Origin of the sequence: Methylobacter sp. Wu8 (genome assembly GCF_036440755.1) — a bacterium.
In the GTDB taxonomy this organism is placed as follows: Bacteria; Pseudomonadota; Gammaproteobacteria; order Methylococcales; family Methylomonadaceae; genus Methylobacter_A; species Methylobacter_A tundripaludum_A.
Window position 1 is genome coordinate 87374 of sequence record NZ_JAZGVT010000070.1, and the last position, 12546, is coordinate 99919.

At 50.2% G+C, this 12546-nt stretch carries 12 protein-coding genes and 2 riboswitches; of the genes, 2 read left to right on the forward strand and 10 right to left on the reverse strand.

All coding sequences use genetic code 11. The annotated features are described in order from the left end of the window. Positions 1-22 precede the first annotated feature (22 nt). From V3O24_RS13880 to V3O24_RS13925, 10 genes are all read right to left on the reverse strand, one after another. Complete coding sequence (locus tag V3O24_RS13880) at positions 23-457, reverse strand: DUF6037 family protein (RefSeq protein WP_331307671.1); 435 nt, start codon at positions 455-457, stop codon at positions 23-25. Positions 458-587: 130 nt separating this feature from the next. Beyond that, the gene (locus tag V3O24_RS13885) at positions 588-1187 is read right to left on the reverse strand and encodes a hypothetical protein (RefSeq protein WP_331307672.1); all 600 of its coding nucleotides are present in this window, start codon (positions 1185-1187) and stop codon (positions 588-590) included. Between the two features lie 282 nt (positions 1188-1469). Beyond that, the gene (locus V3O24_RS13890) at positions 1470-2030 is read right to left on the reverse strand and encodes a hypothetical protein (protein WP_331307673.1); all 561 of its coding nucleotides are present in this window, start codon (positions 2028-2030) and stop codon (positions 1470-1472) included. Positions 2031-2046: 16 nt separating this feature from the next. After that, the gene (locus tag V3O24_RS13895; protein ID WP_331307674.1) at positions 2047-3870 is read right to left on the reverse strand and encodes a TonB-dependent receptor; all 1824 of its coding nucleotides are present in this window, start codon (positions 3868-3870) and stop codon (positions 2047-2049) included. Between the two features lie 112 nt (positions 3871-3982). Beyond that, a riboswitch (cobalamin riboswitch) is annotated at positions 3983-4195 on the reverse strand. Between the two features lie 206 nt (positions 4196-4401). Further along, on the reverse strand, positions 4402-6642 hold the full coding sequence (locus V3O24_RS13900; protein ID WP_331307675.1) for a TonB-dependent receptor plug domain-containing protein: 2241 nt from the start codon (positions 6640-6642) through the stop codon (positions 4402-4404). Positions 6643-6755: 113 nt separating this feature from the next. Next, positions 6756-6968, reverse strand: a riboswitch (cobalamin riboswitch). Positions 6969-7169: 201 nt separating this feature from the next. Beyond that, complete coding sequence (locus V3O24_RS13905) at positions 7170-7478, reverse strand: hypothetical protein (protein ID WP_331307676.1); 309 nt, start codon at positions 7476-7478, stop codon at positions 7170-7172. Positions 7479-7640: 162 nt separating this feature from the next. Continuing rightward, positions 7641-9437, reverse strand: a complete 1797-nt coding sequence (locus tag V3O24_RS13910; protein ID WP_331307677.1) for a GspE/PulE family protein — start codon at positions 9435-9437, stop codon at positions 7641-7643. Positions 9438-9479: 42 nt separating this feature from the next. Beyond that, positions 9480-10070, reverse strand: coding sequence for a CDP-alcohol phosphatidyltransferase family protein (locus V3O24_RS13915; protein ID WP_331307678.1), 591 nt, complete (start codon positions 10068-10070; stop codon positions 9480-9482). Next, positions 10067-10819 (reverse strand): endonuclease/exonuclease/phosphatase family protein, encoded by a 753-nt coding sequence (locus V3O24_RS13920; protein WP_331307679.1) that lies wholly within the window; start codon positions 10817-10819, stop codon positions 10067-10069. The genes V3O24_RS13915 and V3O24_RS13920 overlap by 4 nt, the downstream gene beginning before the upstream one ends. A 25-nt stretch (positions 10820-10844) precedes the next feature. After that, the gene (locus V3O24_RS13925; RefSeq protein WP_331307680.1) at positions 10845-11348 is read right to left on the reverse strand and encodes a CDP-archaeol synthase; all 504 of its coding nucleotides are present in this window, start codon (positions 11346-11348) and stop codon (positions 10845-10847) included. A 181-nt stretch (positions 11349-11529) separates the two neighbouring features. Between V3O24_RS13925 and V3O24_RS13930 the strand changes: the two genes are divergently transcribed. Together V3O24_RS13930 and kdsB are read left to right on the forward strand one after the other, a co-directional pair. Continuing rightward, positions 11530-11721: a Trm112 family protein gene (locus tag V3O24_RS13930; RefSeq protein ID WP_104425042.1), complete on the forward strand. Its 192-nt coding sequence runs from the start codon at positions 11530-11532 to the stop codon at positions 11719-11721. Then, positions 11718-12485 (forward strand): 3-deoxy-manno-octulosonate cytidylyltransferase, encoded by a 768-nt coding sequence (kdsB, locus tag V3O24_RS13935; RefSeq protein ID WP_331307681.1) that lies wholly within the window; start codon positions 11718-11720, stop codon positions 12483-12485. Before V3O24_RS13930 ends, kdsB begins: the two co-directional genes overlap by 4 nt. The last annotated feature ends 61 nt before the right edge of the window (positions 12486-12546 follow it).

Here is a 12546-nt window from a genome sequence, read left to right on the forward strand (position 1 = left end):
TGTCTGGACAATGGGGTCCACTTTACCATTTGTAATTATCACGCCAGCCAACAAAATAAATCTTGTCAGCTTCTTCTGCTATGTTTTTGTACTGCGCAACATCATGAGGTTTCGCTTTCTGATGCTCAAATGCTTGTTCAGGGATTTTTCCATTAAACTCAGAAAAAAAGTTCCAAGGGCTAAATGGTCGCTTTGGATCAAATTCAAGTCCCAGTACCTCACACAACCTTTTATAAGTTGATCTATCGAGGTTGTGATCGATAACGAAACCGTTGTTGACTTCTAGCTCGAAGCTAAAGTTTTCTGCTTTAACGCCAAACAGAAGAAGAAAGGGGGAGCCGTCAATAAAGAAGAATACGTCAAATACTGCTTTGCTTGCTTTGTATTCAAATTTGTACCTCTCAATATTTTGAGATTTCATGCTTTTGTATAAGGGGATTAGTCCATCAAGTTTCATTAATACCTCCCAACTACCATTACTCATAGCGTACTTTTGACTGAATTATTAGGCATTAGAATTGCGGCGACTTCTCAATTCTTCTATCCATTCTGGACTATATTCTCCTTCCAATTTACACAAGGAATCGTTACAAATACGCCCGCGTTCGTGTAGATGTAAATCGATTGCCTTGGACAATGGGGAATACGGTTTCTAAAACTGCACTGGCGACAGAAATTGCTATTTCAGCCTCGGTTGATGACGGCATTTGCGCCCGATGAACAAGATGGTCTCGTTTTTTCTGTAAGTCTTTGATTTCTGACCATAGCTTTTGATCACTGGTAGGGCGACAAAATGAATTGAGGTCAATGTTAGCAACACTATTCAGCGATTCGAAAAGTAAATTTTCAATCCTATCTAAGCCGTTCCTAACAACAAGGTCGGTAATGAGTGTTGATGTAGGTAAGTTATGAATTAATCCATGTACTATTGGCTTTAGTAATGCGGTTTTTACAGCAACTTCTGTGGCTATGACTGCAAAAAGGAAGGCGGCAGAAAAAAAACCAGCATCCCGAAGACGTAGAGATTCTTCCAGGGCTAAATAAGCAGGTTTTGCCGCCTCTGGATAAGATAAAAAATATGATTGAAGTCGCTCACTCGTAAAGTCATTAATTATCTCAGGATAGAGTTGTTCTCGCATTTCATCGTAGAAAGCATCCATTGCAGCGTCGTTTTCATCGTAACTCATTATGCTTCTCCTAGATCACACCTGCTAAAGGTGTGTTGTAAATCTGCCTAGCTATAATTAAACATCCTAATAGATGTAAAACATTTCATCATGTTGTACAGTCAGTATGCTCTAAAATAAATTCATGTGGCGACATATAAAAGCACGGGTAATTGAATCATGAATGCTCACAACTAGCAATGGCACTGACCTAGCCGCTAAGTTCTGCAAACTTCTTGAGCGGATGTTGGGTTAACGGCAATACTCTCTGGCGCAACAAACAGCCGTTAACCCGAGATGACTTTAGACTTCTTTGTGGTTAGCCGTCAAAGTGGGCAATGATTTAACTAGCTTCATAATGCCATAACCTAAAACTATATAAACCAGGGCGGAACTGACATACAGCGGGTAATACATAGCTACCCGTGCAAAATACTGACCCCAGGATAAATCAGGATAACGGCCGGAAAGCACATAAAAGCTGCCGTTTGAAATGGCGAATGCAGCCGATGTCGCCAGCGTTATCACACCAAACTGCATTAAAAGTTCAGTCATTTTAAATGTCGAACAATAACGGCCTGCAAACCACATGACCGCATAAGTGGGAATCAGGAAAACATAGGCGGGCGACACGCACCAGCTGCTGGTACCGTTTGAGATGGCGATGGTGTCGATCAATCCGGCCAGAACCACCAAGAAGGGGAATAAGGCTTTTTTGCGGTAAAAACCGGCAAAGAAAAAAACCGCAAGCGTTGCATCGGGCAGATGCAATACGTCGCCAAAGTGATGAAAGCGCGTCAGCGCCATCAGTGCGATCAGAGGGATAGGCAAATAGTCTGCTTGCAGCCATTGTTTTATGTTCATGGTGTTTCTCCAAAGGTTAGTTGTTGTAGTGGATTGAAAGAAAGAAATTCCGGTCCGCGGTATTGTAGGTGCTGATGGTTTGATACTGTTTATCCAGCAGGTTGTTCAGTTTTGCGCTCAGCATCCAGTTTTTATTTAAATGATAGGCTGTGCGTAAATCAACGGTTACATAGCCGCCAACCTTGGTTCTGTTTTGCGCATCGTCAAAACGCTCGGTTTGAGCCATTACATGAGCGCCCAGGTCAAACTGTCCGAATGAGCGCGACAAATCATAAGACAAGGTTTTTTCCGCGCGGCGCGGCAGCCGCATGTCGGTCTCGCGATTTTTAGGGCTTAACAGGTTCATGTTCAGCTTGCTGTTCCAGCCCATCAACTGCGTCCCGATTTCAGCTTCAATGCCGTCAATTTGCGCCTTGCCGACGTTTTCCGCGCTGGATAGAAAGGTTGTCGGGTTGGTGACGTTCACGATCAAATTGTCGATATGGGTATGATAGCCGCGAAGTTCCCATTGCAGCCCATCATGGTCGCCGGCCAGCCCCGCTTCGAACGAGGTTGATTGTTCGGCTTTCAGCGAGGGATTGCCGAATCCCGGAAAATAAAGCTGATTAAAGGTCGGTGCTTTAAACGCATTGCCAAAGCCTGCAAACGGGCTGATGCCGTAGACCCCGTTATAACGCCAACCGAAATTGCCGGTCAGCTGCTCGCCGAAGGCCTCGTTTTTATCCCCGCGTACCGATGCGTTGATAAAGTGGTTGTCCAGAATGCGGCTGTGCAATTCGGTAAAAATACCCGCATCATAGCGGGAAGTTTCGTTGTAGGCGGTTGAACTGTCGACCTGATCCAGGCGGTAGTCGGAACCGATGACCAGCTGGTGATCATCGGACAAGGCGACCTCGTTCAACCAACTGACGTTCCAGCGGGTGCTGTTGAAGCTACTGGAAAATGCTCCATCAGGCGCAAAATTGTCGCCGTCGTCGCGGCTTTGTCCCAGACGCAGTATGGAGCGCCAGTTATCGACAATGTTTATACTGGCTGTGGTGCCGAGAGTTTGCTCCATAAATTCCGTTTTATTTTGGGCGGTGCCGTCGTATTCGTTTTTCCCCTCGGCCCGCATAAAAAACGTCTCAACTTCGGCATTGTTGTCGAAACGGTGGCCTAAGCGGGCGTTCAGCGCCGTGTTCAGGTAACCGTCCTTGTCGGGTTGGTTTAAACCTTTAATAGACTGCCGGGTATTAAAACCCTGGGAACCGAACTGCGATGAACCCAAACTATACCAGCTGTTTTTCCATTTGCCGCTGACAGTGCCGGAAGCGCGGTAAGTATCATAAGTGCCGCCGCCCGCATCCAGGGTGATGCTGGGCTTTTCATCTTGATTGCCTTTGCGGGTGAAAATCTGGATAACCCCGCCTATCGCTTCCGAACCGTAGAGGCTGGATTGAGGGCCGCGGATAATTTCCACCCGCTCGACCTGATCGAGAGGAATAAATTGAAAGGGTGTGGTGCCGGAAGTGACGGAGCCGACTTTAATGCCGTCAATCAGCACCAGTACATGGTCGGCATTGGTTCCCCGCAGGTAAATATTGGTATCCTTCCCATAGCCGCCGCTTTGCGACATGTCGATGCCGGTCGTGCCGCCTAACAGTTCCGGCAGGGTTTTGGCCTGCAAGCGTTCAATGTCTTTGCGGGTATAGACGGTGGCAGCAGCCGCCAGCTGGTTTTTAGCCGTTTCTGTTCGGGTGGCCGTAACAATTTGGTCGGGAAGGTTTTGCACAGTTTCCTGCGCATGTAACGGGGTATTAAACCCCGTGAGCAATAATGAGCCGAAGATGATTTTTTGCATGATGTCCTCTGCGCCGCCCGCGCATGATGGTTGTGAGTACACAACAGAGGACAAAGGAAAACGAGAGATGACGCGGAGCTGTACTGTCATTTTCGCTGACAGCCCTCCGCTGTACCGAATTACACTCTCGGGCCGGTCTCCGGGCTTATAAGTGGCGTCAGCCTGAGTCATCACCTTCCCATGCGTGAGCACAGTGGCGTCTCGATGAAACTTTTACTTATATACCGTTGCGGGGGCAGCGTCGGATTTGGCGTGAACCTTACCGACTTCCCGTTTAACCATTGGGTCTGAAAAACCCTCTGGAACCTGAAAGCAAGGCGCAATTATAGGGAGATATATTGATAAAGCAAATTTTACTGGGTAATACCTGATGACAAAATCCGATCCATCAGCTATTGGCCGGAAGTGTTTTAGTCGTCATGTCGGCAATCCCTGCCGGAATGACGATGTGCTTTTTAACTTGACGCTCTTATGAGCGTTCCGCTCAGTAGAAACCCAGGGCAGAATAGATAAAATTTCACCAGATTTTCGTTAGAAATTGACCGTGACTGTTGCCCGCACCATTCTCGGCTCGACCGGGTGTTTCATAAGCCCTGTCTGCGATGCGGCGCCGGCGGGATAGGCATATTGATAGGCGTAGGCAATGTCGTTGGCGGTCGAATCGAAAATATTGAACATATCGAGTTCCAGTTTATATTGCTTTTGTTTGTAACCCGCACCCAGATTGACGACACTGGTAGAGCCGGCCCGGAACGTACCGGACGAATCCAATGGCATGTCGCCGAAATGACGCAAGCGTACCGTGCCGAACAGGCCGTTAGGCGCAACCACGGTAGCACCCGTCGTGATGACCCTGCCCACCGAGTTCGGGATATAGCTGTTGGTTTCGCCATCTGGAGTCGCCGCATAACGCGCCGAAGTCAACGCGAGGTCGGCATCCAGCGTTAACCAATCTGTAGGTTTGTAGTAATTGGTAAACTCTACGCCGTAGCGATGGGACTTTCCGTTCACCTCGGTTGTACCGGCATCGCCAATAAACACCAGCTCCTCGTCGTTCTCCAGCCACCATAATGCCAGGGTGCTGTTCAGGCCGTTGATAAAGTTGCTGCGGATTCCGGCTTCAGCGCCGCGTGATTGGGCCATAGGCGAGATTCTGGCGGCGCTACTGTCCAGTGCCGCGCCGGTACCCGGATCGAATTGCAGCGTAGTGCCGCGCGCATCGTTGGAGTGGTAGCCGAAACCGCCATTGATAAAATATTCGGTTTTAAACCAGGGTCCGATGACCAGGCTTAGCTTCGGGCTGACTAGCGCTTGCCCCCGATTGCCTGAATTTGCCGCATTAATATCAGGATCATGCATGGCCGTGTCGAGCACCGTGACATCGTTATGGATAAAATCGCCCCTCAAACCGGCAATGGTGCGGACTTTTTCATGCCAATAAGTCTGGTTCTTCAGATAAACGCCGGCAGTGGTCTCGCTGATATTGCTGTGACTGACCGTGCTGAGATATTGTCTGTTAACGGTGTGATCCAAGCCCAAGCCCATGATTTCATCGTGACGAAGCTGGAAACCCACGGTGTTGTCCATATCAAAACCGAACAGCTTGTTGTAGCGGGTATGTTCGATATTGCCTCCGGTCTGTACCCGACGTTCAAACTGGTGAATCTGATCGCCGTCAACCGGGTTATCCGCATAACCGGTAAAGTTGGAAAATAAATTCAGATCGTAGTAGAGCGCATAGATATTGGCGTCATTTTTCCAGTTGCCGCCTTTGTTCCAGAGATTGCTTGAAAAACTGTAGCGGTTGGTTGTGCCGCCGTCCGTAGGGCTCATGGTGTCGTAAAGGCCGAGCGTGCCGTTATCAACCAAGGCTTGAGGGATCTGGTTGGTTGCCGTCCAGTCGTTGGTATAACCCTTTCCGTTAGCCGACAGACCCCAGTCGCCCTTATCCAGGGTGTAACGCAGCATGCCGTTGAATTTTTTCGAATCTTCCGGCTGTTGCCAGACGCCGTTGTAGAAATTGAATTCGCCGGCGTAAAGCAGATCGCCGTTGCCGATTTTGTTGGAGTTAGCCAGCAGGGAACGGTAATAACCGAACTCGCCGCCGGTAAACTTCAAAATGCCTTCAGGCAATTTGTCCATCGAGAACATTTTCGAATAACCGGCCGAGGAAAAATCGCCGACTTCCGCATAATACGGACCCTTGCCGTATTCAATCTTGTTCACCAACTCGGGAATGACGCTGTTAATGTCCATATAACCTTGTCCATGAGCATGGGTAGGCATGTTCATCGGAATGCCGTCGACATAGGTCGTAAAGTCGGTGCCGTGGTCGAGATTGAATCCGCGCAGGAAATATTGATTGGCCTTGCCGGAACCGCTGTGCTGGGTGGCTACTGCGCCGGGTACCACTTCCATCAGTTCGCCGTTACGGGAAAGCGGGCGGTATTCAAATTGCGCCTGGCTGACCTCGCCCTGGGATGCCGAACTGGTCGCACCGATAAGAGTTTTCGCCCGCCCGTCTTCTGTAACGACCATTTCTTCGAGCCTCACGGATTGAGGTTCCTTTGTCTTGGCGTCTGCTTGAACCATTACGCCGTTCAGGCCCAACAAAATTCCGATACTAAGGTGGATTTTAGCCTGATAGGGATGGCGATATTTTTTTCGACTGCCAAGCCGAGTTATATCGGGAAAATTTTTCAGAGTTTGCGGTGTATGTAACTGGGTATTAAAACCAGTGGCTAATAATGGGCTGAAGATGAATCTTTGCATGTGTGTTCTCTCTGCGCCGCCCGCGCATGATGGTTGATTTACACAACAGAGGACAAAGAAAGCGAGAGATGACGCGGAGCTGTACGGTCATTTTCGCTGACAGCCCTCCGCTGTACCGAATTAAACTCTCGGGCCGGTCTCCGGGCTTATAAGGGGCGTCAGCCTGAATCATCACCTTCCCATGCATGAGCACAGTGGCGTCTCGATGAAACTTTTACTTACATACCGTTGCGGGGGCAGCGTCGGATTTGGCGTAAACCTTACCGACTTCCCGTTTAACCATTGGGCCTGAAAAACCCTCTGGAACCTGAAAGCAGGAATGATTATAAGGGGTAGGGGGGATAAAGCAAATTTGCCGGATGTGAGTTTTGAGCAATTAGTTTAGTAGGCGGAAATAAGCCGAATTCAGCGGCAGCGAGAGGCGTTTCCGGCTTACGCTAATATTGAATGAAGAACAGAAGAGTTAGAGAAGACTTGGTATTGACGGTGCTCCGGCGCATGATTCCTGGGCGCGGCGCTAAAAGCAGTTATTCGAAATCGCTCAGATACAAGTTTTCGATTAATTGCCGTTCTTCTTGTGTGAGCAAAATATTGGAAAATTTCAGTTCGGAACGGCCTTGCTCGGAAAGCTGCTGGTGCCTTCGGTCAGGCGCCCGGCGCTCATTGCAGCGTCTGTTTTGGTCGCGGCGATCCGATTTCGGCCAGGCCACATAATTCTTTTTTACATGTTCCACCCACTCCGGGGAGCCGAACGGATAGGGGGCTATGCGCCTGTCAGCCGTGCGTCGACTCTTTGATGTGCGCCGCGAATTGCGCCGACAATCAGATAAATCCACTGTTCATCTCCTTATTTATTTGCTTTAGTTCCATTTTTATCATATTTAAAGGAGGAAATCCAACCCCGGAGCTGGGTTATTACTCGATTGGCTTCCGTCTGGCCCCAGAATAAGAAGATTATCCGGTTGATCTCCATTCGCAATTTGGTTTTTACGGTTGCATTAATCCTCGATATTTTCCGGCGTGACTCTCAACATTTCATCAACACTGGTTATCCCGGTCGCTACCTTTTCCGCCGCACTGAGGCGCAATGGTCGCATGCCTTCAAGCATGGCCTGTTTTCGCAGTACGTTGCTGTCGCAGCCGCTGACCATGAGTTTTTTTAACGCCGGTGAGTTGCTGAATATTTCATAAATACCGATGCGGCCCGAATAGCCGGTATGCCTACATTCTTTACAACCGACCGCTTCGTAGATATGGGCGGGAGTCGGGGCTGTGTAAGGGGTGATTAATTGCGACCACTGTTCATCGTTTATGCCGACCCGTTTTTTGCATTCCCGGCATAAAACCCGCACCAAGCGCTGCGCCATTACGCCCAACAAAGTCAGTTGAATCAAATAAGCAGGCACGCCAATGTCCAGCAAACGAACCACCGCCGAGGGCGCATTATTGGTATGCAAGGTCGAAAACACCAGATGCCCGGTAAGCGACGCCTGAATCGCCATTTCCGCCGTCTCCAGGTCGCGGATTTCGCCGACCATAATAATGTCGGGATCCTGCCGCATTAAGGTGCGTATGCCGCTGGCGAAGGTCAGGCCTATATTGGCTTTAACCTGTAACTGGTTAAAGCTGGGTTCTATCTGCTCAATCGGATCTTCTACAGTGCACAGGTTGACTTCGGGTGTAGCCAGATGTTTCAGGGTTGAGTACAGCGTGGTGGTTTTTCCTGAGCCTGTAGGGCCGGTGACCAGGATGATGCCGTGCGAGTGTTGAATCAATCGGTTCCAGATTGTCTTTTCATAGTTGTTGAATCCCAGCTGTTTATAATCGCGGGTCAATACTTCGGGGTCGAACACGCGCATGACCATTTTTTCGCCAAAAGCGCTGGGCATCGTGGAAAGCCGCAACTCTATTTCTTTTGCCCCTGCGATATGGGTTTTAATGCGGCCGTCTTGCGGCAGTCTTTTTTCGGCAATGTTCATCCTGCCGAGAATCTTTAACCGGCTCATGACCGGATTCATAATGGCCGCGGGCAGTTGATAAACATCATGTAAAATGCCGTCGATTCTAAAGCGCACGTTGCCCTGGCTGCGGCGTGGTTCGATATGAATATCGCTGGCGCGCTGGTCGAACGCATATTGCAGCAGCCAGTTGACCAGATTGACGATATGCTGGTTTTCCGCATCCAGATTGCTGATCTGGCCCAGTTCCACCAATTGCTCGAAATTGTACAGGGTGTTGGCTGTTTGACCGGCGGAGTTATCGGTTGCTCCTTTTAAGGATTTTGCAAACGCGTAAAATTCGCCCAAATACCGCCTGATTTCATCGGGATTGGCTATTACCCGGGTTATCCGGCCCGGTTGGATTTTTTTAAGGTCAGCCTCCCAAGCGCGGATATAGGGTTCCGCGGTCGCAATGACGGCTTCGTCTTTGCTCACTTTGATCGGTAGAATGTTGTAATTTGCCGCATAAGCGTGACTGTAAATTAAGGTCACGGATGGAATGTCGATTTTTAACGGGTCGATGTAGTAATAGGGCAGGTTAACTTTTTTGGCCAGCCATTGGGTTAGGTTTTCAAGCGTTAAGGGTTTTGCCAGTTGGCTTTGGTCGGTTACGCCGCATTCGACAAGGATCTTGAGCGGGTGTTTGGTTTGTTGGCTGGGCGATTTTCCATATATTTGGCACTTTTTAAAGTCAGAGTCGGAAATCATCCCGTCTTCCTGCAACCAATGTAAAACCTGGCTAAGGGTTAATTTGGCCTCTTGCCGCCCATTGTCGTCAATTAATGAATGATGCATGGAATATATGTTGTATTTTGTCGGTATCGGTATTTGAGGAGGCTATGACCGGCGATTATTCCGCACGGAACGCTTCAATACATCCCAGACCGAACGCAGGTTGGATTCAGGTTCAGGTAAAATCAGGGTAATTGCTATCTCTTCAACGGCCGCAACGATGCAGATCACGGCGGCCACGCGGAACGGCCATGCCGGGCCGCCCAGGAACAGCACGTACAAGGTCAGGCCCATAGCGCCGGCGGCGATTTTGACCGCCCAGGTATGGTAGCTGGTAAAACGCCCGAACTTGAAAAAACCCGCCAGCGCCGGTAACAGACAGCTGGCGACAATCAGGCTGACGTAAAGCAGTTCACGGCCCACCATATCCGGCCACAACCACCAACAACACAAGGCTATGGTCAGATAATTGACGACGTCCGCCCAGCTGTCCAGGGTTGCGCCGAACTCGGTAACCTGTCCGGTCAAGCGGGCGGCCATGCCGTCCAGCAAATCGGTAAGAAAAGCAACCGCCAGCAACGCCATAAAGGCGATGCCGTGTCCATGCCATGCCAACCACAGTAACACCGGCGCCGCCACAAAGCGAAATCCGGTCAACAGGTTGGGCAAGGTCAGTTTTGATTGCGTACTGTTCATAAGGTAAACGTGGCGGTCAATGGTGCATGGTCTGAAAGCGTATGCCACGGTGCGTGGCCCAGCCGTTCGCACGATACCGGAGTCAAGCCGCGGTAATAAATGCGGTCCATCGGTAAAAAAGGCATCCAGGACGGAAAGCTTCGCGCGTAGCGGCCGTGAGTCTTGCGGAAAATTTCCTGCAAACCCAAATGATCGTGCAGCTGCCGGTCAGCTTGTCCCAGCCAGTCGTTAAAATCACCGGCTATGATCAGCGGCGCGTCATGTGGCACATGGCTGTCGAGACGCGCACATAACTTGCCTATCTGCAGGCGGCGCTCTTTGCCGATCAAGCCGAAATGTATGCACACAATATGCAGATCCTGATTGCTCTTCGGCAATCTTATAACGCCATGCAGCAAGCTGCGGCTGGCCCAGGGGAAGGGCGAGACATTGATGTTTTCCCAGCGCACGAACGGGTGTTTGCTCAGGATGGCGTTGCCGTGATGACCGGCATTGTATACCGCATTCTTGCCGTAGGCGTGGAAAGGCCAGGTGTTTTCGGCGAGAAAATCAAGCTGGGACAAAACCGGCCAATCCGGGATTTTTTTCTCGTGGCGCTGGTGCTCGCCCTGCATTTCCTGCAAGAACATCAAATCGGCGTCGGCGGCTATCAATGCATCCCGTATCTGGTGCAGTACGAAGCGCCGGTTGCCGACATTAAAGCCTTTATGGATGTTGTAGGTTAATACCCGTAATCCTTGTTTATTCATAGGTACTTTAGTGAGTGAAGTCAGTCTAATAAGGCCGCTTGCGGATATGCAACCGGTAAAGCACCGGCGAGATCCATTCCTCCATCAGGAAAAACAGCGCCACTATCAGGATGATGTCGATCAAACCCAGCGCCAGCGGTTCTTTTAACAGCCATATCGGCAGCAGCGATTCGGGTACCGTGTCCAGGCCTCGCGCCCGGCCGCTGTCAGTACAGCCTATCCGGCGCTTGGTAAAGCTTGCCAGCAAATCTCCGGCCATTGCCAGAGCGCCGAATAATGCCCCTGTTAAGGGCGCTATTCCGATTGGAATTGCTGCAAGGGTTGTCAATAAAACAGCCGAGCATACGCCGCGCCAGGTTTTGGCGCGGCCGAACAAGCGCTGTCCGTCAGGCAATGTTAATCCATAATCCACCGGCCAGGCCCAGCGTCTGCCTAATGCTTTAGCAGCCAGCACCGGCGCGCCGTTCGCGGCAACAAGCAACACGATAGCCTGGATGATGCAATAGAAACACAACGATAGTTCGGTCATGCTGAAAACCTCGTATTCAGGCAGTTGCATCTTATTTGACCATAGTCGGCAATCCATGTCGATTCAGACTTATGACCGACCGATACGCGTATAAAACAGGCTGCTTAAAAATGCTGTAAAATGCTGTAAAATGCCCAAAAGGCGAGTTATGCCACTTAACTTCAATTACGAGAAAACCATGATAGATAAAAAACTGCTTGATATTCTGGCCTGTCCTTTATGCAAGAGTCCGTTGATTTATGACAAGTCCAAGCAGGAGCTTATCTGCAAAGCCGACCGCCTTGCTTTCCCTATTCGTGACGACATTCCGGTCATGCTTGAAGATGAAGCCCGCGAATTAAGCAGTGACGAAATCGACGCATACTCCAAATGAGTGTGCGTTTTAAAGTCGTGATCCCGGCACGATACGGGTCGACACGATTGCCGGGCAAGCCGTTGCTGAACATTGCCGGCAAACCGATGATTGCGCATGTCTGCGAGCGCGCGCAGGAAGCCGATGCCGACGAAATTGTTGTCGCTACCGACGATCAGCGGATTTTGCAGGCCGTCACTGATTTGGGCATTAAAGCGGTCATGACTCGTGCCGACCATCAAAGCGGCACCGAAAGAATTGCAGAAGTCGCGCGGCTTTGCGACTGGGCCGGCGATGAAATCATCGTTAACCTGCAAGGCGACGAACCGCTGATTCCGCCGGCTTATATCCGTGATGCCGCTGAAGCATTGGCAGATCAAGAGCTCGCAGGCATAGCGACGCTGGCCGCTGAAATCAACGATCCCGAAGAAATTTTCAATCCCAATGCGGTCAAGATGGTTTTGAACAAAGCCGGTTATGCGCTTTATTTCAGCCGAGCGCCCATTCCTTGGGAAAGGGATGCGTTCAGCCGCTCAGGCGGCACGCCTTCCGGGAAACTGCCGTACCTTCGGCATATCGGCATGTACGCTTATACGGTTGATTTTTTAAACCACTACTGCCTGTGGGATGCGTCAAAGCTGGAGTCGGTCGAATCGCTGGAGCAGCTGAGAATACTGTGGCACGGCGAAGCTATCCGGGTAAAAATCGTAGATAAAACACCGGCCGCCGGCGTCGATACGCAAGAAGATTTGCTGCGCGTGGAGCAAGCCTTACTCGCCGTATAGCGTATTCCGGCCTACAGGGCTGTTTCGGTTTGACATAGCTTATTAATAACAGTACTTTGGG